Origin of the sequence: Pseudomonas sp. lyk4-R2A-10 (assembly GCF_030209075.1) — a bacterium.
GTDB lineage: Bacteria > Pseudomonadota > Gammaproteobacteria > Pseudomonadales > Pseudomonadaceae > Aquipseudomonas > Aquipseudomonas glycinae.
Window position 1 is genome coordinate 727,832 of the sequence record NZ_JARVSR010000010.1, and the last position, 21,958, is coordinate 749,789.

General features: G+C 60.9%; 19 protein-coding genes. 12 read left to right on the forward strand and 7 right to left on the reverse strand.

Annotation, left to right across the window (positions count from 1 at the left end):
- The first annotated feature begins 139 nt into the window (after window positions 1-139).
- The 6 genes from QRN46_RS16685 to QRN46_RS16710 all read left to right on the forward strand — a co-directional run bounded on the left by QRN46_RS16685 (window position 140) and on the right by QRN46_RS16710 (window position 7,693).
- A complete protein-coding gene (locus QRN46_RS16685) occupies window positions 140-835 on the forward strand; it encodes an HPP family protein (protein ID WP_221614607.1) in 696 nt (231 codons plus the stop codon).
- 357 nt (window positions 836-1,192) lie between these two features.
- Window positions 1,193-4,009 carry a cytochrome P450 gene (locus QRN46_RS16690; protein WP_221614606.1) on the forward strand — a complete coding sequence of 939 codons (2,817 nt, stop codon included), beginning with the start codon at window positions 1,193-1,195 and terminating at the stop codon, window positions 4,007-4,009.
- A 3-nt stretch (window positions 4,010-4,012) separates the two neighbouring features.
- Window positions 4,013-4,417 carry a RidA family protein gene (locus QRN46_RS16695; protein WP_011334273.1) on the forward strand — a complete coding sequence of 135 codons (405 nt, stop codon included), beginning with the start codon at window positions 4,013-4,015 and terminating at the stop codon, window positions 4,415-4,417.
- Window positions 4,410-5,264 (forward strand): alpha/beta hydrolase, encoded by an 855-nt coding sequence (locus QRN46_RS16700; RefSeq protein WP_221614605.1) that lies wholly within the window; start codon window positions 4,410-4,412, stop codon window positions 5,262-5,264. The genes QRN46_RS16695 and QRN46_RS16700 overlap by 8 nt, the downstream gene beginning before the upstream one ends.
- 167 nt (window positions 5,265-5,431) lie before the next feature.
- Window positions 5,432-6,538, forward strand: a complete 1,107-nt coding sequence (locus QRN46_RS16705; RefSeq protein WP_221614604.1) for an enoyl-CoA hydratase/isomerase family protein — start codon at window positions 5,432-5,434, stop codon at window positions 6,536-6,538.
- A 3-nt stretch (window positions 6,539-6,541) separates the two neighbouring features.
- Entirely contained in the window at window positions 6,542-7,693 is a 1,152-nt protein-coding gene (locus tag QRN46_RS16710; RefSeq protein WP_201818501.1) for an acyl-CoA dehydrogenase family protein, read from the forward strand.
- Between the two features lie 210 nt (window positions 7,694-7,903).
- Here the strand turns inward: QRN46_RS16710 and QRN46_RS16715 are convergent, their stop codons facing one another.
- The 6 genes from QRN46_RS16715 to QRN46_RS16740 all read right to left on the reverse strand — a co-directional run bounded on the left by QRN46_RS16715 (window position 7,904) and on the right by QRN46_RS16740 (window position 14,815).
- A complete protein-coding gene (locus QRN46_RS16715; protein ID WP_221397406.1) occupies window positions 7,904-8,677 on the reverse strand; it encodes an enoyl-CoA hydratase in 774 nt (257 codons plus the stop codon).
- Between the two features lie 14 nt (window positions 8,678-8,691).
- Window positions 8,692-9,819, reverse strand: a complete 1,128-nt coding sequence (locus QRN46_RS16720) for an acyl-CoA dehydrogenase (protein ID WP_011334278.1) — start codon at window positions 9,817-9,819, stop codon at window positions 8,692-8,694.
- Between the two features lie 20 nt (window positions 9,820-9,839).
- Window positions 9,840-11,030 (reverse strand): acetyl-CoA C-acyltransferase, encoded by a 1,191-nt coding sequence (locus QRN46_RS16725; protein ID WP_011334279.1) that lies wholly within the window; start codon window positions 11,028-11,030, stop codon window positions 9,840-9,842.
- Between the two features lie 12 nt (window positions 11,031-11,042).
- Window positions 11,043-11,804, reverse strand: coding sequence for an SDR family NAD(P)-dependent oxidoreductase (locus tag QRN46_RS16730; protein ID WP_011334280.1), 762 nt, complete (start codon window positions 11,802-11,804; stop codon window positions 11,043-11,045).
- A gap of 16 nt (window positions 11,805-11,820) precedes the next feature.
- Window positions 11,821-13,485: an AMP-binding protein gene (locus QRN46_RS16735; protein ID WP_221614602.1), complete on the reverse strand. Its 1,665-nt coding sequence runs from the start codon at window positions 13,483-13,485 to the stop codon at window positions 11,821-11,823.
- Between the two features lie 313 nt (window positions 13,486-13,798).
- Window positions 13,799-14,815, reverse strand: a complete 1,017-nt coding sequence (locus QRN46_RS16740; RefSeq protein WP_201818499.1) for an AraC family transcriptional regulator — start codon at window positions 14,813-14,815, stop codon at window positions 13,799-13,801.
- A 179-nt stretch (window positions 14,816-14,994) separates the two neighbouring features.
- Between QRN46_RS16740 and efeU the strand changes: the two genes are divergently transcribed.
- Genes efeU through efeO (QRN46_RS16760) form a run of 4 tightly spaced genes read left to right on the forward strand, consistent with a single transcriptional unit; the run spans window position 14,995 to window position 19,204 of the window.
- On the forward strand, window positions 14,995-15,834 hold the full coding sequence (gene efeU / locus QRN46_RS16745) for an iron uptake transporter permease EfeU (protein WP_011334283.1): 840 nt from the start codon (window positions 14,995-14,997) through the stop codon (window positions 15,832-15,834).
- An 8-nt stretch (window positions 15,835-15,842) separates the two neighbouring features.
- Window positions 15,843-17,042, forward strand: a complete 1,200-nt coding sequence (gene efeO / locus QRN46_RS16750) for an iron uptake system protein EfeO (RefSeq protein WP_201818497.1) — start codon at window positions 15,843-15,845, stop codon at window positions 17,040-17,042.
- A 17-nt stretch (window positions 17,043-17,059) separates the two neighbouring features.
- On the forward strand, window positions 17,060-18,358 hold the full coding sequence (gene efeB, locus QRN46_RS16755) for an iron uptake transporter deferrochelatase/peroxidase subunit (RefSeq protein WP_011334285.1): 1,299 nt from the start codon (window positions 17,060-17,062) through the stop codon (window positions 18,356-18,358).
- A 21-nt stretch (window positions 18,359-18,379) separates the two neighbouring features.
- Entirely contained in the window at window positions 18,380-19,204 is an 825-nt protein-coding gene (gene efeO, locus QRN46_RS16760; RefSeq protein WP_011334286.1) for an iron uptake system protein EfeO, read from the forward strand.
- A gap of 63 nt (window positions 19,205-19,267) precedes the next feature.
- Here efeO (QRN46_RS16760) and pssA read toward each other — a convergent pair whose 3' ends face one another.
- Window positions 19,268-20,611, reverse strand: a complete 1,344-nt coding sequence (pssA, locus tag QRN46_RS16765) for a CDP-diacylglycerol--serine O-phosphatidyltransferase (protein WP_041475284.1) — start codon at window positions 20,609-20,611, stop codon at window positions 19,268-19,270.
- A 216-nt stretch (window positions 20,612-20,827) separates the two neighbouring features.
- Here pssA and QRN46_RS16770 point away from each other — a divergent pair, with 216 nt between their 5' ends.
- The gene (locus tag QRN46_RS16770) at window positions 20,828-21,394 is read left to right on the forward strand and encodes a TetR/AcrR family transcriptional regulator (RefSeq protein WP_011334288.1); all 567 of its coding nucleotides are present in this window, start codon (window positions 20,828-20,830) and stop codon (window positions 21,392-21,394) included.
- 53 nt (window positions 21,395-21,447) lie between these two features.
- Window positions 21,448-21,927 (forward strand): nuclear transport factor 2 family protein, encoded by a 480-nt coding sequence (locus QRN46_RS16775; protein WP_007951263.1) that lies wholly within the window; start codon window positions 21,448-21,450, stop codon window positions 21,925-21,927.
- The last annotated feature ends 31 nt before the right edge of the window (window positions 21,928-21,958 follow it).

A 21,958-nucleotide genomic window follows, 5' to 3' on the forward strand; every position in this document is an offset into this window, starting at 1 on the left:
ATATGAATTTGTCAGCATCGTGAATGCTTGGCACACTGTGCGCGTTCCTCCCCCAATAGTTGGAACACTTCGAAGGACTTTCCGCGTTTACGGACAAGTCCTTTTTTTTGCCCTGAATTTCGCAAAGGATCGATTCTGCATGCTCGCTCGCTGGTTGCCCGCCGCCATCAACACCCGCCCCACCGAATGGAGCCGCGCCGCCATCGGCATGGCCCTGGGCACGTTGTTCAGCGTATGGGCGTGCAGTCAGGTATTCGGCATTGAAGTGGCTTACCACTTGATCGGCCCGCTGGGCGCCTCGGCGGTGTTGCTGTTCGCTGTGTCCTCCGGCGCCCTCGCCCAGCCGTGGTCGATCATCGGCGGCTACCTGTGTGCAGGCGTGGTCGCGTTGCTGGTGGCCCACGTCCTCGGCCGAACCCTCGGCAGCGCGTGCCTCGCGGCAGGCATGGCGCTGATCCTGATGTGCTGGCTGCGCTGCCTGCACCCGCCGGCCGGCGCCGTCGCGTTGACCATGGTGCTGGCCGACCCGATGACCATCGCCATGGACTGGAAAGCCCTGGAACCGGTGATGCTCAGCGCCGCCTGCCTGCTGCTGGCCGCACTGGCCTACAACAACCTCACCCGCATCCGCTACCCGAAACGCCCTGCGGAGCCCGCGCCGGCTGTGGCACCGGTCGACATTCAGGCCATCACGGCCGAGGACCTGAAACTGGCACTGGCGGACATGGAGGCCTTCATCGATGTCACGCCGGAAGATCTGGAGCAGTTGATTCATGCCAGTGAACTGCACGCCAGGCGGCGCAGTATTGGTGAAGTGCTGGCTGGTCGCAGGTAATACGTGATCCGACCGAAGGTTGTCGAACGCCCTTGCCAAGACATGACCAACGACTACCTTTCAGCTTTGTACCGCACAGATTTGTCTGCCTTTCACTTGGAAGTCTGGCCCGCTGTAATGTCCAGTAGCGATGACATCGGTAGTCTGGCTATGGAAAAACGCTCAACGTTGTTGAGAAGCGAGCTGGCTTTGCGCTTTGACTGAAACGTTACTTTCCTCAAACACCGCATTTCTGCGTAACCAGCAGTCCGCCCAAATGCCCCGCCTGTAGCATGCGGGCACGTGTGTTTTTCGCCAGCTCCGTGAATCTGGTGGTTTTCGAATCCATGGTTTCGAAATCTGCGAGAGGAACGTTTCATGAGCGACCCATTGCTGAAGTTGCTGCAAAAGCCCCTGTTCGACCCCGAAAAGCGCCATCGCGTGTCTCTGCGCGAATACATGGATCTGAATATCGATCGGATGCGCGCAATCATCGGCAACGGGCTCATGACCAATGCCATGTGGCTGAGCCAACCCCGTCAGTCTGAATTCCGGTTGATGCTTGAACGTGCAGCATTGATCGGTGCCGTGGATTACTCCCTGCTTGCCTGCATCGTCGACCACTTCATTGCCGGCGACGCATTTTTTGCACACGGCAGTCAGCACCAGATTGCGCAGTACCACCAGGAAATCTGCCAACTGAAAGCGGTTTACGCCTTTGGTTGCACGGAGATCGCCAGCGGCTCCGATGTGGCTAACCTGCAAACCACGATCAACTACGACCCACACAAACATTGCCTGATTCTGAACTCACCCACGCCGCAGTCCTGCAAGTTCTGGATCGGCAACGCATTGCACGCGGCGGTGGTGGTCATGGTGCTGGGACGTCTGATCGTCAAGGGTGTGGATGAGGGCTTGCACTGGTTTCGGGTACGCATTCGCGAGCAAGAGAATGGCCCGCTCCTGCCAGGTGTCAGGATCACCACCTGCGATCCCAAGGGAGGGATTCACGCCAATCAAGTTGCCGGCATCCGTTTTTGCAACATGAAGCTGCCACTCGACGCACTGATGCAACGCTATGCCAGGTTTTCTGCGCAAGGCGTTTTCAGCAGTGAGATCCCGCCAAAGGAGCGCCTGAAAAGCGCTATGCAGACATTCATCCAGGAGCGCCTGTTCCTCATCGCTGGCGCCCGTGGTGCCGCCAGCATGTGTGTTTATCTGGCGTACCGTTTCGCTTGCCATCGCCTGGTCAAGGGGAACGAGGGAAGCCAGTCTCTCCTGACCAAGGCACTTTTCCGACAACGGCTGTATGCCGAACAACTTAAGGTATTGGCCCTGAAGTTGCTGGAGCAGGCGGTTCTGTCGCGGTTCGAAGCGTGCTGGCATCAGCCAGCACGGCGAAAGGAGCTGCATATTCTCGCCGCTGTCGTCAAAAGTGTCGGCACCTGGCTGGGTCTCGAAGTCATGAGTGCATGCAGGGAGCTTTGTGGTTCGCAAGGCTTCCACCATCACAACCGAATTGTCACCTTGGTCATGGATCACGGCATCAGCACCACCTTCGCGGGCGATAACAACATCCTGTGCTGTCAGGTTGCACGGGACGCCATCAACCGGCCACGATTTGCCAACGAGAACATCGCCCAGCGAATTGAATCGCTGATTGTCGATCAGTGTCGCCGTGCCGGCGATTTTTCCCATCGCCAGGCGGTTGCGCTCACCTATGCTCGAGCGCTGGATCTGATCATCAATGAGGGTAAACACCATCCGCTCGTGACATCCGAGATATTCGAAGACATCGTCCACGTCTTTTCGCCGAAACTTTACGAATGGGAGCTTGTTGCCAGCACCAAGCTGGAGCAGAACGCCACCGAAGCTCAACTGATCTTGTTAAACAAGCTGCTCAAACCGCCGTCAGAGCTGGTCAGGGCCCCCATCGACAAAAAGAACTACGTAAAGCACTTCACAAAACCGCTGTACGACAACAAGCCGGACTTCTCGAACCGCAACACGATTCGTAACCCTTACCGGGCGTATACGTGGCTGCGAAAACATCAGCCGGTGTACTGGTGCGAACACTTACAGGCCTGGTTTTTGACCCGTTATTGCGATGTCATCGCCGCACAGGCCGATTCCCGACGATTTTCTTCAAACCGTATGCAACAACTGATCGACGCACGTGTACCTGAAAACAAGCGCACGCATCTGAACGAATTCATCAAGCTGGCGTCCAGGTGGATGTATTCCCAGGATGGCGATACTCACAAGGCCAGTCGCCACTTGCTGGGCAATGCCTTTACCCCTCGCTCCATCGAGTCCTTGCGGACAGTCATTCAAGACATCACTGATCGAGAGCTGTCCCGCCTGCACGGACAGACCGATTTGAAGACCGCGCTCTTCGACCGGGTCCCCGCCCGGATTCTGGCCAGGCTTTACGGCATGAAGGATGACGAGGCATTGAGGCTTCGCCACTGGACACGAGACATCGTCATGTTTCTAGGCGGCAGCCAGGACGCGGATCAGGGACCGGACCAGGCCCTGGAAGGCATCAAGGAAATGTACGCCTGTTTCGCTGAGCTCGTTGAACAGCGGCGCAGGCAACCCGGGGATGATCTCGTGAGCCGGGTACTGGAGAGTGGCCAGAACAGCGCCGCCAGTCTTGATGAGGTGCTGGCACAGATCGTGTTCATTCTGGTGGCAGGCTACACCACCAGTGCAGACCAGATGTGCCTCGGCCTGTTGCATTTACTGAAACATCCTCAACAACTCGAAGCCCTACTGGCAGACCCGACATTGATCGGCTCCTTCATTGAAGAAATGCTGCGCTTCGATCCTGCCGGTTCACTGAGCCATCGGATCCTCTTGGAAGACGTCACCATTGACAACGTTACGATGAAAAAGGGGAATCTGGTTTACCTGATACGAGCCTCCGCCAACCGAGATCCGGAAAAATTCCACGCCCCCAACACATTCGACATTCGTCGAGCAAGGAACGAACACCTGACGTTTGGCAAAGGCGAACATTTTTGCATGGGCACGTCGCTATTCAGGCTTGAGGCCGAGATCGTGTTCACCTCGCTGTTAAAACGCTTCCCCGACTTGCAACTCATCGCGCGCCGGCCTGCCAAGTGGCGCAACAGCAACCTGCAGTTTCGGGGGCTGAAGACGCTTCCGGTCGATCTGGGAACAGGAGTCTGAACCATGAAATTCAAACGTGTTTATTCCGGAGCGCCTTGGGAACGCCTCGCCGGTTACTGCAGAGCCGTGAAGGTTGGCAACACTATTCTGGTTGGAGGTACGGTGGCATTTCGCAAGAACGGCAAGCCTTTCAAACCCGGCGATGCCTATGCCCAGACACGGCGATGCCTGAAAATCATCGAACAGGCGCTGAAGCAACTGGGTGAGGATCGTACCCGCATCATTGCCACGCGCATGTACACCACCAATATGGATCTCTTGCCAGAAATCGCGCGGGCGCACAAAACGTTTTTCGAAGGGCATCCACCGACGACAATGTTGCTGGAAGTCTCTCGACTGGTCAGCCCTGAATACGTTATCGAGATCGAGGCAGAGGCCCGTTCGGGCAGAGGCTGCGGCCATGGATGAAACTTCGTTGACTGTAGAGGACGCCAGAACGGCGTTGCGGCAGGCGCAAGTCACCTGTGTTCATGATCTGGCGATCGAGAGCCATGGCCGTTCACTGCCGCTGCGCCTCTACACACCACCCGGCAAGGGACCGTTTCCCGTGCTGGTTTTCTTTCATGGCGGGGGCTGGGTCACAGGAGACCTGGACACGCATGACGGGTTCTGTCGGTTTATGTGTGAGTGGGCTGGTTGCGCCGTGGTCGCCGTTGATTTCGCCCGCCCTCCGGAACACTTGTTTCCGGCAGCCCTGGAAGACTGTTGGACAGCTTTCAAGTGGGTGACACGGCAAGGCGCCGGTTGCGGACTGGATACTTCAAGCATTGCAGTCGCAGGAGGTGGTTCAGGAGGCGGGATGGCCGCCGTCATCAGCCAGCGCGACGCCGAATGTGACGAACCATGCATCTGCTTTCAGCTGCTGCTTTACCCTTTGCTCGACTGCAACACTCGCCGCAGCTCCCACACGAGATTCGGGCAAGGACATGGACTGACTGTCGATCTGCTCGAATGGTACCTCGGTCACTACCTGCCGCCCGGTACATCGCGCGTGGACAGACGGCTGTCGCCCCTGCTCAGTGACTCGCTGCATGGACTGCCCCGAACGTTGATCATCACCTGCGGACTTGACGTTCTTCGTGATGAGGGACGTGCCTACGCCAAGCGATTGCGAGCAGCAAATGTCACTGTCGAACACAAAGAGTTTTCGGGGATGCGTCACGGTTTCATGAACTACCCTGCCGCGCATGAAGAGGCCAGACGCGCCCTGCTGCTTTGCGCCCGGACCCTTCAGGCACAGCTTCGCGGCGAATGATGGCCGGGACTGGAATCAACGTCTGCGAGCGGCTTTCCAGACAAGGCAAAAATGCAGACAGCCCGTGCACATATCCCCGTTGTACACGGCAAATTTGCACTGTTACGATCCGCTAACGCTCGCGCGCGAGCTTCTCGAATAAAGACAATAAAAGCAGGGAGTTAGTGATGACTGCTCAGGCTTCATCCCCGCGGACTTCGTCCATGGATGCCACGCCGCACGAAGTGCTGGCCGAGGTTCGCAATCACATCGGTCATCTGACCCTCAACCGCCCCGCCGGCCTCAATGCCTTGACCCTCGACATGGTGCGCCAGCTCCAGCAACACCTGGACGCCTGGGCCGCCGATGCCGATATCCACGCGGTCGCGCTACGCGGTGCCGGCGAGAAAGCCTTCTGTGCCGGTGGCGACATTCGATCCCTGTACGACAGTCATAAAAACGGCGATACGCTGCACGAAGATTTCTTCGTCGAGGAATACGCCCTCGACCTGACGATCCACCATTACCGCAAACCGGTGCTGGCGCTGATGGACGGTTTCGTTCTCGGCGGCGGCATGGGCCTGGTGCAAGGCGCCGATCTGCGGGTGGTCACCGAGAAGAGCCGTCTGGCGATGCCGGAAGTGGCGATCGGCTATTTCCCGGATGTCGGCGGCAGTTATTTCCTGCCACGGATTCCCGGCGAGCTGGGGATTTATCTGGGCGTCAGCGGCGTGCAGATCCGTGCGGCGGATGCGCTGTATTGCGGCCTCGCCGACTGGTATCTGGACAGCAGCAAACTCGGCATCCTCGACGAACAACTCGATCACCTGGAGTGGCACGACACGCCGCTTAAAGACCTGCAAAACCTGCTGGCCCGCCACGCCGTGCAAACCCTGCCGGATGCGCCGCTGGAAGCCTTGCGCCCAGCCATCGACCACTTCTTCGCCTTGCCTGATGTGCCGAGCATTGTCGAGCAACTGCGTGCCGTGACCGTCGCCGACAGCCACGAATGGGCGACCACTACCGCCGACCTGCTGGAAACCCGCTCGCCGCTGGCCATGGGCGTGACCCTGGAAATGCTGCGTCGCGGCCGCCACCTGAGCCTGGAACACTGCTTCGCCCTCGAACTGCATCTGGATCGCCAGTGGTTCGAACGCGGCGACCTGATCGAAGGCGTACGCGCCCTGCTGATCGACAAAGACAAATCACCGCGCTGGAACCCGCCGACCCTGGCTGCGCTGCACGCCGAGCAGGTCGAAAGTTTCTTCCACGGTTTCGCTGAAAGCGGGAGCTGAGCCATGCACGATCTCGAATTGACTGAAGACCAGGTAATGATCCGCGACATGGCCCGGGACTTTGCGCGCGGCGAAATCGCGCCCCACGCGCAAGCCTGGGAAAAGGCCGGCTGGATCGATGACGGTCTGGTGGCAAAGATGGGCGAACTCGGTCTGCTGGGCATGGTGGTGCCGGAGGAATGGGGCGGCACCTACGTCGACTACGTGGCTTATGCGCTTGCGGTGGAAGAGATTTCCGCCGGTGACGGCGCCACCGGCGCGTTCATGAGCATTCACAACTCGGTGGGCTGCGGGCCGGTGCTGAACTACGGCAGCGAAGAACAGAAGCAGACCTGGCTGGCGGATCTGGCCAGCGGTGCAGTGATCGGCTGCTTCTGCCTGACCGAGCCCCAGGCCGGCTCCGAAGCACACAACCTGCGCACCCGCGCCGAACTGCGCGACGGCCAATGGGTAATCAACGGCGCCAAGCAATTTGTCAGCAATGGCAAGCGGGCGAAACTGGCGATCGTGTTTGCGGTGACCGATCCGGATCTGGGCAAGCGTGGCATCTCGGCGTTTCTTGTGCCGACCGACACGCCGGGTTTCATCGTTGACCGGACCGAACACAAGATGGGCATCCGCGCCTCCGACACCTGCGCGGTGACGCTGAGTAATTGCAGCATTCCTGAAGCGAATCTGCTGGGTGAACGTGGCAAAGGCCTGGCCATTGCCCTCTCCAATCTCGAAGGCGGACGCATCGGCATCGCGGCGCAAGCACTGGGCATCGCCCGTGCAGCGTTCGAAGCGGCGCTGGGTTATGCCCGTGATCGGGTGCAGTTCGGTAAAGCGATTGTCGAGCATCAGAGCATCGCCAACCTGCTGGCGGACATGCAGATGCAGATCAACGCGGCGCGCTTGATGATCCTGCATGCGGCGCGGCTGCGTACGGCGGGTAAACCGTGTCTGTCGGAGGCTTCACAGGCCAAGCTGTTTGCGTCGGAAATGGCCGAGAAGGTGTGCTCGTCAGCGATTCAGATTCATGGCGGGTATGGGTATCTGGAGGATTACCCGGTTGAGAAGTACTACCGGGATGCGCGGATTACCCAGATTTACGAGGGATCGAGCGAGATACAGCGGATGGTGATTGCTCGTGAGCTGAAGAACTATCAGTTGTGATCGTGTCGGCCCCTTTCCCTCACCCCCGCCCTCTCCCGGAGGGAGAGGGAGCCGACCGAGGTGCCTGGCGTCATACATCGGCCTGAAAGATCGAGTCGATTCTGGATTCACAGGCGATCTTTCAAGTCGGCGTATCTCTTCAATATCCCCCGGTCAGTCCCCTCTCCCTTTGGGAGAGGGTTAGGGTGAGGGGCTCTTGATTTTGCCGTTTTACTTGCCCTGAAATTCAGGCGCACGCTTGGCCACAAACGCCGCCATCCCTTCCTTCTGATCCTGCGTCGCAAACGCCGCATGGAACACCCGGCGCTCGAAGCGCACGCCTTCGGTCAGGTTCACTTCAAACGCGCGGTTGACGCTCTCCTTGACCATCATCGCAATCGGCAGCGATTTGCTGGCGATCACTGCGGCGACTTTCAGCGCTTCGTCCAGCAACTCGGCACTCGGCACGATCCGCGCGACGATGCCGCAGCGTTCGGCTTCCACCGCGTCGATCATGCGGCCGCTCAGGCACATTTCCATGGCCTTGGCCTTGCCCACCGCGCGGGTCAGGCGCTGGGTGCCGCCCATGCCCGGCAGCACGCCGAGGTTGATTTCCGGCTGGCCAAATTTGGCGTTGTCGCCGGCCAGGATGAAGTCGCACATCAGCGCCAGCTCACAGCCGCCGCCGAGGGCAAAACCGTTGACCGCGGCGATGATCGGCTTGCGCCGGTTGGCCACGCGATCGCTGTCGCTGAACAGGTCGTCCATGTAGATCTGCGGGTAGGTCAGATCGGCCATTTCCTTGATGTCGGCGCCGGCGGCGAAGGCCTTGGTCGAGCCGGTGATGACGATGCAGCCGATGTTCGCGTCGGCTTCAAATCCATCGAGCGCGCGATTCACTTCGCTGACCAGTTGCGCATTCAGGGCATTCAGCGCCTGCGGGCGATTGAGGGTAATCAGGCCGACGCGGCCATGGGTTTCCAGCAAAATCGTTTCGTAACTCATGTGCAGATTCCTTCTCAAAGATTGCGCGAAATGACCATGCGCTGTATGTCGCTGGTGCCTTCGTAGATCTGGCAGACCCGCACGTCGCGGTAGATGCGCTCCAGCGGGAAGTCGTTGAGGTAACCGTAACCGCCGAGGGTTTGCAAGGCCATGGAGCAGACCTTCTCGGCCATTTCCGAGGCGAACAGTTTGGCCATCGACGCCTCGACCAGTGCTGGCTGACCGCTGTCGCGCAGGGCGGCGGCGTAATGCACCATCTGCCGCGCCACGGCGATCTGGGTCGCCATGTCCGCCAGGCGGAACGCCACGGCCTGATGCTCGATGATCGGCTTGCCGAAGGTGTCGCGTTCGCGGGCGTAATCGCGTGCCGCTTCGAACGCGGCGCGGGCCATGCCCACCGATTGCGAAGCGATACCGACACGGCCGCCTTCGAGGTTGGCCAGAGCGATCTTGTAGCCCTCACCCTCCTCGCCCAACCGGTTGGCCACCGGCACTTTCACGTCTTCGAACAGAATCTGGCAGGTGTCCGAGGCGTGCTGGCCGAGCTTGTCTTCGACGCGTGCGACTTTGTAGCCCGGCGAGTCGGTCGGCACGATGAACGCGCTGATCCCGCGCTTGCCGGCACTCGGATCAGTCACGGCAAACACGATCACGATCCCGGCGTTCTGCCCGGAAGTGATGAACTGTTTGCAGCCGTTGAGCACGTAGTGATCGCCTTCCAGCCGCGCACGGGTTTTCAGGCTACTGGCATCGGAACCGGCCTGGGGCTCGGTCAACGCGAAGGCACCGAGCATCTCGCCGCTGGCCAGCGGCTTGAGGAAGCGTTCGCGCTGGTCGTCGTTGCCGAACTTGAGGATCGGCACGCAACCCACCGAGTTGTGCACGCTCATGATCGTCGAGCAGGCGCCGTCGCCGGCGGCGATTTCTTCCAGGGCCATGGCGTAGGCCAGGTAACCGGTGTCGCAACCGCCCCACTGCTCCGGCACCAGCATGCCGAAGAAGCCCAGCCCGGCCATTTCGCCGATGGCTTCTTTCGGAAAGCGGTGCTCGCGATCCCACTCGGCGGCGAACGGTTTGAGCCGTTCCTCGGCAAACTGCCGGGCCATGTCGCGGATTTGTTGTTGGTCGTCATTGGGAATCATGGCAAATCCTTAACTCGGGTTCAGACGCACTCGACAGCCATCGCCGTGGCTTCGCCGCCGCCGATGCAGATCGCCGCGACGCCGCGTTTCAGGCCTTTCTGGCGCAGGGCCGAGAGCAAGGTCACCAGAATCCGCGCGCCGGACGCACCGATCGGGTGACCGAGGGCGCAGGCGCCGCCATGGATGTTGAGCTTGTCGTGAGGGATTTCCAGGTGGGTCATCGCCGCCATGCCGACCACGGCGAAGGCTTCGTTGACTTCGAACAGATCGACCTGATCCAGCGACCAGCCGGTTTTCTTCATCAGCTTCTTGATCGCGCCAATCGGTGCCACCGGGAACAGGCCCGGGGTGTCGGCAAACGCCGCGTGTCCGTGAATCACCGCCAGCGGCTTCAGACCCTGCTTTTGTGCTTGCGACTGACGCATCAGCACCAGCGCAGCGGCGCCGTCAGAGATTGAGCTGGAGTTGGCAGCGGTCACGGTGCCGCCTTCGCGGAACGCCGGTTTAAGCGAAGCAATCTTGTCCAGCTTGGCTTTTGGTGGCTGCTCATCGTTGCTGATCACAACCTGTTCCTTGCCGACGGTCACGGTCAGCGGAACGATTTCGTCCTTGAAGCTGCCGTCCTTGATCGCCTGCTGGGCGCGGGTGGTAGAGGCGATGGCGAAAGCATCCTGAGCCTCGCGGCTGAAGTCGTTGGTTTCAGCGCAATCCTCGGCGAAGGTGCCCATCAGGCGGCCCTTGTCGTAGGCGTCTTCGAGGCCGTCGAGGAACATCGAATCCAGCACCCGGCCGTGGCCCATGCGGTAACCGGCACGGGCGCGATCCAGCAGATACGGCGCGTTGGACATGCTTTCCATGCCGCCGGCGATCACCACATCGGCGCTGCCAGCCAGCAGCATGTCGTGGGCCAGAATGGCGGTTTCCATGCCCGAACCGCACATCTTGTTGACCGTGGTGCAGCGGGTGGACTTGTCCAGCCCGGCGCCCAGTGCAGCCTGACGCGCAGGCGCCTGACCAAGACCGGCCGGCAACACGCAGCCGAACAACACTTCATCGACCGCATCGGCGGCCACACCGGCACGCTCAACCGCCGCCTTGATTGCAGCGGCGCCCAGTTGCGGCGCGGTCAGGCTTTTCAGTTCGCCCTGGAAACCGCCCATCGGGGTGCGGACGGCGCTGACGATGACAATCGGATCGTTGGAGATGGTCATGGGAAATCCTCCTTACTTGGCAGCCATGCGCAAGGCACCGTCGAGACGGATCACCTCGCCGTTGAGCATGCTGTTTTCAATGATATGCCGCACCAGCGCGGCGTACTCGGCAGGTTTGCCCAGACGCGGCGGGAACGGTACGCCGGCGGCCAGCGAGTCGCGCACTTCCGGGGTCATGCCGGCCATCATCGGGGTTTCGAAAATGCCCGGGGCGATGGTCATCACGCGGATGCCGAAGCGCGCCAGTTCACGAGCGGCAGGCAGAGTCAGGCTGGCGATCGCGCCTTTGGACGCCGAATACGCGGCCTGGCCGATCTGGCCGTCGAACGCCGCAACCGACGCGGTGTTGATGATCACACCACGCTCGCCGTCGGCGTTGGCTTCGCTTTCGGCAATCGCAGCGGCTGCCAGACGCAGCATGTTGAAACTGCCGATCAGGTTGACGTTGATCACCTGGGCGAAGCTGGACAAGGCGTGCGGGCCGTTCTTGCCAAGAATCTTCTCGCCGCGAACGATGCCGGCGCAGTTCACCAGCCCGTTGAGGCTGCCGAAGGCTTTAACGGTCGCCTGCACGGCGGCTTCGGCGGCGGCTTCGTTGCTGATGTCGGCCACCACGCTTTGCGCGCCGAGGCGCTGGGCCTGAGCGGCGACGGCTTCGGCGTTCATGTCCACCAGCATCACTTTGGCGCCGGCGGCAACCAACAGCTCAGCGGTGGCTGCACCCAGCCCGGACGCACCGCCGGTGACGATAAAAACCTTGTTCTCGATCTGCATGACTGTTTCCTTGGGTTCAAGCTGAAACGTTGTGCGCCGCAGCCTCTTGAGCCTTGGCGATTTCCTGGTTGCGCAAGATAAAGCGCTGCAATTTGCCGCTCGGGGTTTTCGGCAACTCGCTGACAAATTCGATTTCACGGGGGTACGAATGCGCGGCCAGACGTTTGCGCACGTGTTGCCGCAGTTCTTCGGCCAGCGCCGGTTCGGCGCGGTATTGCGGGTTGAGCACGACGAAGGCTTTGACCAGTTCGGTGCGCTCAGGATCGGGCTTGCCGACCACGGCGGCTTCGACAACGGCCGGGTGTTCGATCAGTGCGCTCTCCACGTCGAACGGGCCGACGCGATAGCCGGAAGTGGTGATCACGTCATCGCTGCGGCCGACGAAGCTGATGCTGCCGTCCGGGTTCCACTCGACGGTGTCGCCGCTCAGGTAGTAATTGCCGACGAAGGCCTTGGTCGGCACGCCTTCATAGCCGGCGAACCAGCACATCGGCGACTGTGTGCGGTCGATGGCGAGGATGCCGGGCTGGCCGACGCCGAGTTCGTTGTTCTGCTCGTCAAGCACCACGATGCGATGGCCCGGCGAGGCGAAACCGGCGGCGCCGAGGTGGATCGGGTGTTCGAGGCCGTGGTGGTTGCACAGGACCATGCCCAGTTCGGTTTGGCCGTAGTGGTCGTGAATGGCCACGCCGAGGTTGTCGGCGAACCAGCGGATCACTTCCGGATTCAACGGCTCGCCGGCGCTGCTGACGATGCGCAGCTTGCCCTTGATCGACTTGGCGAACTCATCGCCACCGGCAATCAGCAGGCGATACGCCGTGGGCGAACCGGTGAGGTTGGTGATCCCGTACTTGTTGATCACCCGGCAGGTGCTTTCGAGGGTGAACGGGCCATCGTAGAACGTGATCGGATGGCCCATCGACAACGGGCCGGTGACGCCGAAATAAATGCCGTAGGCCCAGCCCGGATCGGCAACGTTCCAGAACGCATCTTCCGGGCGCAGATCCACGGCATCGCGGGTGTAGCTCTGGAACGCGACGATGGCCTTGAGCGGCACCGACAGCGCCTTCGACGGGCCGGTAGTACCCGAGGTGAACATCAGCAGGAACGGGTCTTCGCCGGTCAGCATCAGCGGCTCGCAGACACTGGAATGGTTGGGCAGCTCGGCCCAGAAACTGAAATCGCCACGGACGATGCCCTGGCCTTTCGGACCACCGACAGTGACCAGCGTCGGGCAATCGGCGACTTCGCTGAGTTTTGGCCGATTGACTGCATCAGTGACTACAACCTTGGCGCCGGAGCTGTTCAGGCGATGCTCGAGGGCTTTGGGGCCGAACGCGGTGAACAGCGGTTGATACACCGCGCCGATGCGCCAGGTGGCGAACACGGTGATCAGCAATTCGATGTTACGCGGCAGCAGGCCGGCGACCTTGTCGCCCTTCTGCACGCCCTGGGAGAGAAGGAAATTGGCGAAACGCGCGGCTTTGTCCTGTAGGTCGCTGAAGGTGTAAGTCGCACTGGCGCCCTCGCGGCCTTCCCAGAACAACGCGATGCGCCCCGGCAAGGCGTGACGGTCACAACATTCGACGCAGGCGTTGAGCGCCTCGAGCGAGCCGCTGAGTGCGGCGTCCACGGTGTGCTGATAATCAAACTGTGCGGTGGCAGACAAGTAATCGCGCATTGCCAGAATCCCTCTGTTCTTATTAGGTTGGGGAACCGTAAACAACAGAGGAATACTCGCGCCGCACGCTGGCTGCGGCAATGGTCAAAGCCCTCAAAGTGGATGACTGGTTTGGCCAAGGTTCCGGACTTTGATCGCTCCCACGCCGTGCCGCGATGATCGTTCCCACGCTCTGCGTGGGAATGCCTCAAGGGACGCTCCGCGTTCCAGCTCTGGAAGGGACGCGGAGCGTCCCGGGCTGCATTCCCACGCAGAGCGTGGGAACGAGAGTTGGCGGTGGGCGGTGGGCGGTGGGCGGTGAGTCTGTGGTGGATCAGACCGCTTCGTTGAGAATCAAGCTGCGGTAATGCCCCGGATTGGTCCCCGACCACTTGCGAAACGCCTTGTAGAACGAGCTCGCATCGGCAAACCCCAGGCGCGTGGCGATCTCGGCAAAACTGATCGAAGGCTCCGCCAACCAGGTGATCGCAAGCTCCTTGCGCACGCTGTCCTTCAAGCCCTGATAAGTCTGCCCTTCCTCGGCCAGTCGCCGACGCAGGGTCGAGGCCGACATGCACAACTGCTGGGCCAGTGCGTCGGTTTCCGGCCAGTGATCGGCGGACAACTGACGCAGATCCTGCTTGATTCGGCTGGCGAGGCTGTCCGGGTCGCGGTACTTCACCAGAATGTTGGCCGGGGCATGGGCCAAGAAGCGTTTCAACTCCTCGGCGCTGCGCTTGATCGGCAGATCGAGCACATCGGCGGCGAAGATCATCCGCGTGCGCGGCCGGTCGAAGCGCAGGTTTTCCGAGAACATCACCCGATAGTCATCGCAGAAATCCGGCGCGGGGCAGCGCAGCTCGATAGCCAGGATCGGGATCCGTCGCCCCGCCAGCCAGCACGCCACGCCATGGACGATCATCCAGTAGGTGAAATAGGTGAAGGCGCGGCGCGGTTCCGGGGCGTCTTCCAGCAGAACGATCTCTGCCAGACTCTGCTGGTGCACCAGTTGCGCCGGCAGACGTTCAAGCATCAACGACAGAAAATTCAGACCGCTGCTCAGCCCCGCAGCCAGATTCGGCTGGGCCATGGCGCTGCGGCAGAGGAACTCCAGGCTGCCGGATTTCAGCTTGCGTGGGTCCATACCAAAGAATTCGTCATCGCCGCGCCGCGCCAGCAGGCGCCACAACCGCGCGTACTGACTGGCCGGCACACGGGCGTCATCGGTGGACAGCAGCGCCGGATCAATCCCGACCTTGCTCAAGACTTCCTCCGTGGCCACGCCCGGGGCACAACTTTGCAGCAGTGCTTCGCGCACCAGTTGAATGGCGATGGTGTCTTTTTCCGACATGGAACGCGCGCAATCCTGTTGTTGTTCGAGTGGCGGGCATCTTAGCGCAGCTGACTCGGTGGCGTGGATGTTCAGACTCGTTCAGCTCCGGTTCAGCTAAATGTCAATGAATGCCATGTGAGAATGACTTTCATTATGTTACAACTTGTAACCTCATTTCGTTACACAGTGATCGTCGAATGCTCGTTCCCTTTTTGATCATGTTGCGCGAAGGCATCGAAGCCGCGCTGATCGTTGGCATCATCGCCAGCTACCTGCAACAGACCGGCCGTGGCCAGTGGATGCCGGCGGTGTGGATCGGGGTTTTTCTCGCCGCCGCGCTGGCATTGCTGGTCGGCGGTGGCCTGGAACTGGTCAGTGCCGAATTCCCGCAAAAACAGCAGGAACTCTTCGAAGGCGTGGTCGGCCTCGTCGCCGTGGGGATTCTCAGTTCCATGGTGTTCTGGATGCGCAAAGTGGCGCGTTCGATCAAGCATTCGCTGCAAGCCTCTCTCGATCACGCGCTGACCGCGTCGAAGCATCAGGTTATCGCGTTGATCGCCATGGTGTTCTTCGCCGTGGCTCGGGAAGGTCTGGAAACCGTGTTCTTCCTGCTCGCCGTGTTCCAGCAGAGCGAAGGCCCGGCCGCGCCGATCGGCGCCCTGCTCGGCCTGATCCTGGCGATTGTCGTCGGCTTCCTGATCTACAGCGGCAGCATGCGCCTGAACCTGTCGGCGTTCTTCCGCTGGACCGGGCTGTTCATCCTCGTGGTCGCCGCCGGGATTCTCGCCAACTCGGTGCAGGCCCTACATGAAGCCGGGGTCTGGAACCACCTGCAAGCCGTGCTCTTCGACTTCAGCGCGACGCTGCCGATGGACGGCCCGCTGGGCTCGGTGCTGGCCGGCATGTTCGGTTATCAGGATGCACCGACCGTCAGCACCCTTGGCGCGTACCTGATTTATCTGCTGGTGGCGCTGGTCATGTTCTTCATGCCGGCACCCAAGCCTGCTGCCCAATCGTCTTCCGTTTCCAGCCAATAAGGGCCTTCATGTCAAAGCCTAATACTCCTCAGGCCTCGCCTCCCCGCGCCTTGCGCTGGGCGGTGGCCGGTTCGGTGGTCGTGATGATCGCCGCCGGTGGCCTGTTCTACTACGCCTCGAAACTGGCCGCCGCCAAACGTCAGCACAACCGTGACGAAGTGGTGGTCAACATTCATCCGCACAGCTGCGAACCGAACACCCTGACGGTGCCGGCCGGTCGCGCTAGTTTCCGCATCGTCAATCGCTCCGACCGGGCGGTGGAGTGGGAAATCCTCGACGGCGTGCTGGTGATCGAAGAGCGCGAGAACATCGCGCCGGGCCTGAGCCAGGTGATCAACGCCAACCTGCAACCCGGCGACTACGCTATCACCTGTGGCCTGCTGAGCAACCCGCGCGGCACCCTGCACGTGACGCCGACCGCCGCCTCGGATGCCGCCGCCAAGGCCAAGCCGTCGATGGTTGCCTTCGTCGGGCCGCTGTCGGAGTTTCGCGTCTACCTGGCCAGCCAGGGCAGCGCGCTGATCAAGGCCGTGACGGCGCTGAATCAAGCCATCGACAGCGGCGATCTGGCCCAGGCCCAGGCGTTGTATTTGCCGGCCCGCGCGGCGTATCAGCGTCTGGCCCCCGCCGCACAACGCCTGGCGGAACTGGACAACAGCATCAACGCCCGCGCCGATTACTTCGAAAAACGCGAGCAGGATCCGGCCTTCGTCGGTTTCCACCGTCTCGAATACGCGCTGTTCCAGCAACGCAAACTCGACGGGCTGACACCGATTGCCCAAGGCTTGCTCGACAACGTCACCACGCTGAAACAACAGCTGCTTGTTCAGTCGCTGCCGCCGGAGCAACTGGTGGAAATCGTCGTGCGCAACCTCAACACCCTCGCCGACGTGCGCGCCGCCAGCGGCGAAGAGGAACGCTACAGTCACAGTGATCTCAACGGCTTCGCGGCCAATCAGGAAACCGCGCGCAAAGTCGTCGAACTGCTGCGCCCGCTGCTGAGCAAATCCGCCGCCGACCTGCTGCCGAAAATCGACGGCGCGCTGGCTGATTTCGATACCACGCTGGACGGTTTCAGGGTCAAGGACGGCTACGCCAGTTACGACACCGTCAACGGTGAACAACGCAAGCAGATCGCCGACAAGGCCAAGGCCCTGGCCGACGCCCTCGACGCCATTGATCCCGCCCTCGGCCTCTCCGGCCTGTAAGCAGAAGACGACTACCGATGAACGATTCCGAACACTTCAACCTGCAACGTCGCCGCGTACTGATGGGCATGGGCGCCGCCGGTGTCGCACTGGCCGGCACCGCTTTGAGTTGCCCGGCGATGGCCGCCGCGCCTGCGCAAGTGACCGAAGCGCCGAGCAGCGACAAGACCCAGGATCACCACGATTTCCATGGCGTGCACCAGACTGGCATCGTCACCCCGCGTCCGGCGGCCGGCATGCTGGTGTCGTTCGATGTGCTGGCCAGCGACCGTGAAGACCTGGAGCGGCTGTTCCGCACCCTCAACGAGCGCATCGCGTTCCTGATGAAAGGCGGCCCGGTGGCGCAGATCGATCCGAAGTTGCCGCCGCCGGATTCCGGAATCCTCGGCCCGGTGGTGACGCCGGACAACCTGACCATCACCGTGTCCGTCGGCGAGTCACTGTTCGACGAGCGCTTCGGTCTGGCCGCCGCCAAACCCAAGCGTCTGGTGCGCATGGTCGGTTTCCCCAACGATGCGCTGGAAGCCGATTGCTGCCACGGCGATTTGAGCCTGCAGTTCTGTTCCAACACCGCCGACACCAACATCCACGCCCTGCGCGACATCGTGAAAAACCTGCCGGACCTGCTGCTGGTGCGTTGGAAACAGGAAGGCAGCGTGCCGCCGCAAGCGCCGGCCAAACCCGGTGTGCCGGCGCAATCGGCGCGTAACTTCCTGGGTTTTCGCGACGGTTCGGCCAACCCGGATTCCAACGACGGCAAGGCCATGGATCGCATCGTCTGGGTGCAACCGGGCAGCGACGAACCGGCCTGGGCGGCCCACGGCAGTTATCAGGCGGTGCGAATCATCCGCAACTTCGTCGAACGCTGGGACCGCACGCCGTTGCAGGAACAGGAAAGCATCATCGGCCGGGTGAAAACCACCGGCGCGCCGATGGGCGCCAGCCATGAAACCGAAGTCCCGGATTACAGCAAGGACCCGGAAGGCAAGCTGACCAAGCTCGACGCGCACATTCGCCTGGCCAATCCGCGCACCGCCGCGAGCCAGGCCAACCTGATCCTGCGCCGGCCGTTCAACTACTCCAACGGGGTGAACAAGAACGGCCAGCTCGACATGGGCCTGCTGTTCATCTGTTACCAGGCCGACCTAGAAAAAGGCTTCATCACCGTGCAGACCCGCCTCAACGGCGAACCGCTAGAGGAATACCTCAAGCCGGTCGGCGGCGGTTACTTCTTCACCCTGCCGGGTGTCACGGGCGACAAGGACTTCATCGGTCGCTCGCTGCTCAACGCTACTCAACCAAAAACAACTGCATAGCATTCAACAGGAGCCGCCCCCATGAAAAAGACGCCACTCGCGTTATTGCTGACCCTTGGTTTGCTCAACACCCCGCTGTCGGCATTCGCCGCGACCGCGCCACTGGATCTGGTGGGGCCGGTGTCGGACTACAAGATTTACGTCACCGAACAACTGAATGAATTGGCCAGCCATACCCAGCAGTTCACCGACGCGGTGAAAAAAGGCGACCTGGCCACCGCGCAAAAGCTCTACGCGCCAACCCGCGTTTTTTATGAGTCGATCGAGCCGATCGCCGAGCTGTTCAGTGACCTCGACGCGTCCATCGACTCCCGCGTTGACGACCACGAGCAAGGCGTGAAAGCCGAAGACTTCACCGGTTTCCACCGCATCGAATACTCGCTGTTCTCGGAAAAAAGCACCAAGGACCTCGACGCCCTGGCCGATGGCCTGAACAAGGACGTGAAAGACCTGCAGACCCGCGTCGCCGGCCTGACCTTCCCGCCGGAAAAAGTCGTCGGCGGCGCCGCTGCGCTGCTCGAAGAAGTCGCCGCGACCAAGATCTCCGGTGAAGAGGACCGTTACAGCCACACCGACCTGTACGACTTCCAGGGCAACATCGACGGCGCGAAGAAAATCGTCGACCTGTTCCGTCCGCAGATCGAGAAACAGGACAAGGCCTTCGTCGCCAAAGTCGACAAGAACTTCGCCACCGTGGACAAGATCCTGGCCAAGTACAAGACCAAGGACGGTGGCTTCGAGACTTACGACAAGGTGAAGGACAACGACCGCAAAGCGCTGGTCGGCCCGGTCAATACCCTGGCGGAAGACCTGTCGACACTGCGTGGCAAGCTCGGTCTGAACTGAGTCCGCGCATAAAAAAATCCCCCGGACGCGTCCTGCGTTCGGGGGATTTTTTGTGGGCCGGTTTTAAAGAATGCGATAGAGCAACCGCTCGACCCGCACCCGGCTCACACGCTTGAGAAATTTCGCCACACCCGCCGGGTAGTCCGGCAAGGCTTCCAGATCCTGGAAGCGTGCGATTCGCGTGGTGTGAACGAAGATGTTCTCCAGCTCCACGCGGCGCGGCTCCAGCCACTCGCCTTTCGGGTCATCGATCAGCAAGGCGTTTTCCAGATCGAGACGGAACGCCCGCGGATTGAGGTTGTTGCCGGTCAGCAGCGTATAGCGCTGGTCGATCCACATGCCCTTGAGGTGATAGCTGTTGTCGCCCTCACGCCACAGGTGCAGGTTCAACTGGCCGCTGTCGATGTTGCGCTGATGTCGCTTGGCGAAACGGCGCAGGCTGATCTCGTACAGGTACGGCAGCGCGGCGATCACCTTGAACGGCTCGGTCGGCGGGATGTAGAAGTCGTTGGCGGTCTTGTCGCCGACCACGATGTCGATCTTCACGCCGCGAGCCAGCGCCCGGTTGATCTCGCGGATCACCCCCAGCGGCAGATTGAAGTACGGCGTGCAGATGGTCAGTTGCTTCTGGGCGCTGGCGATCAGCTCCAGAATCACCCGGTTCAGCGGGTTGTTCTTGCCCACGCCGAGCAACGGACTGACCGACAGGCCGGTATGCGCCGTGCTGCCGGCACTGGTGTCGTACGCCGCGTATTTGAGACGGCTGCGCAGATCGCCGATGTCGTTGCGCAGGCTGCGGGTGGTCGGCAGGTTCGGCAGGTCGAGGCGATGCACTGCTTTCGATTCGATCAGGCCGTGCTTGACCAGATGGTGCATCGAGTCCGCCAGTTCGCGGCTTTGCAGCACGTGATAACGGTCGAAACGGTACTTGTCGAATTTGTGCAGGTAGACGTTGTTCAGGCTGGCACCGCTGTAGACCACGCAATCGTCGATCACGAAGCCTTTGAGGTGCAGCACGCCGAACAACTCGCGGGTCTGCACCGGCACGCCGTAGACCGGCACCACGCTCTGGTGGGTGCGGGTCATTTCCTGATACCACGCCGAGTTGCCCGGCTGCTTGCCGGCACCGATCAAGCCGCGCTGGGCCCGCAGCCAGTCGACGACCACCGCGATTTCAAGCTCGGGACGCTTGAGTTTGGCGGCGTGCAAGGCATCGAGAATTTCCTGGCCGGCTTCGTCGTTTTGCAGATAAAGCGCGACGAGGTAGATGCGCTGGGTCGCCTGGGCGATTTTCTCCAGCAGGCAACGGCGGAAATCGGCGGCACCGGGCAGGATCGTCACGGCCTCGGCGGTCAGCGGAAAGCTGCGCAGTTTGGGCAGCAGAGAGCGTTTGAAAAGCAACGGCATAGGGCTCGCAATGGGTCGAATCCGAAGAACCCGAGAGCTTACACCATCAACTCCTTCGGGTCTTGTGAGTGTCTGTAATGACTTCATCACCAGCCGCCAGGTTCCCTCGGCTGAAATGCATTTTCCTGTGGGAGCCAGCCTGCTGGCGATCGCTAACTTCCAGATGAACAAAATATCTGCTTGACCAAGGAGAACGATCGTTCTACTGTTCACCACATGAACGAAATCACACGCAACGACACAACCCGAGACATCATTCTGGATGTCACCGAAAAGTTGATCTACAAAAGTGGCATCGCGGCCACCGGCATGGATCTTCTGGTGAAAACCGCCGGCGTTTCCAGAAAGAGTATCTACCGCTACTTCGCCAACAAGGAGGAGCTGACCGTCGCCGCCCTGCAACGCCGCGACGTGCGTTGGATGCACTGGTACAGAAGCACCGTCGATCAGGCCGAAACCCCGGCCGACCGCCTGCTCAACCTGTTTACCGTGCTCAAGGGCTGGTTCGCCTCGGAAGGCTTTCGGGGCTGTGCCTTCATCAATACCAGTGGCGAAACCGGTGATCCCGAGGATCCGGTCCGCCTGGTCGCCAAAGACCACAAACAGAAACTGCTCGACTACCTGTGCGAGCTGTGTACCGAACATGGTGCCGAGGATCCGCAACTGCTGGCCAAACAGCTGCTGATCCTGATTGACGGCGCCATTACCGTAGCGCTTGTGATGGGTGATCACAGTGCCGCCGATAATGCGCAATGCATGGCGCGAAAGTTATTGGACCTGTAACGCCTTAATAAGCCTGACACGTTGTTTAACTGTTAATAGATCGGGAGACAAACATGTCTACTGCAGCCGAAGTTCGTCCGCCATTGCCACCGTTCAACCGTGAATCGGCCATTGAAAAAGTTCGTCTGGCCGAGGATGGCTGGAACTCCCGCGACCCGGAGCGCGTGTCGCTGGCCTACACCCTGGACACCAAATGGCGGAACCGCGCCGAATTCGCCAACAACCGCGAAGAAGCCAAGGGTTTCCTGACCCGCAAATGGGCCAAGGAACTGGATTACCGCCTGATCAAGGAACTCTGGGCCTACTCCGACACCCGCATCGCCGTGCGCTACGCCTACGAATGGCACGACGACTCGGGCAACTGGTTCCGCTCCTACGGCAACGAAAACTGGGAGTTCGACGAGCACGGCCTGATGTTCCAGCGTTACGCCTGCATCAACGACATGCCGATCAAGGAAAGCGAACGCAAGTTCCACTGGCCGCTGGGCCGGCGCCCGGATGATCATCCGGGGTTGTCGGAACTGGGTCTGTAATTCAGCAGCCGATCCCTCCTGCTCAGTGTGC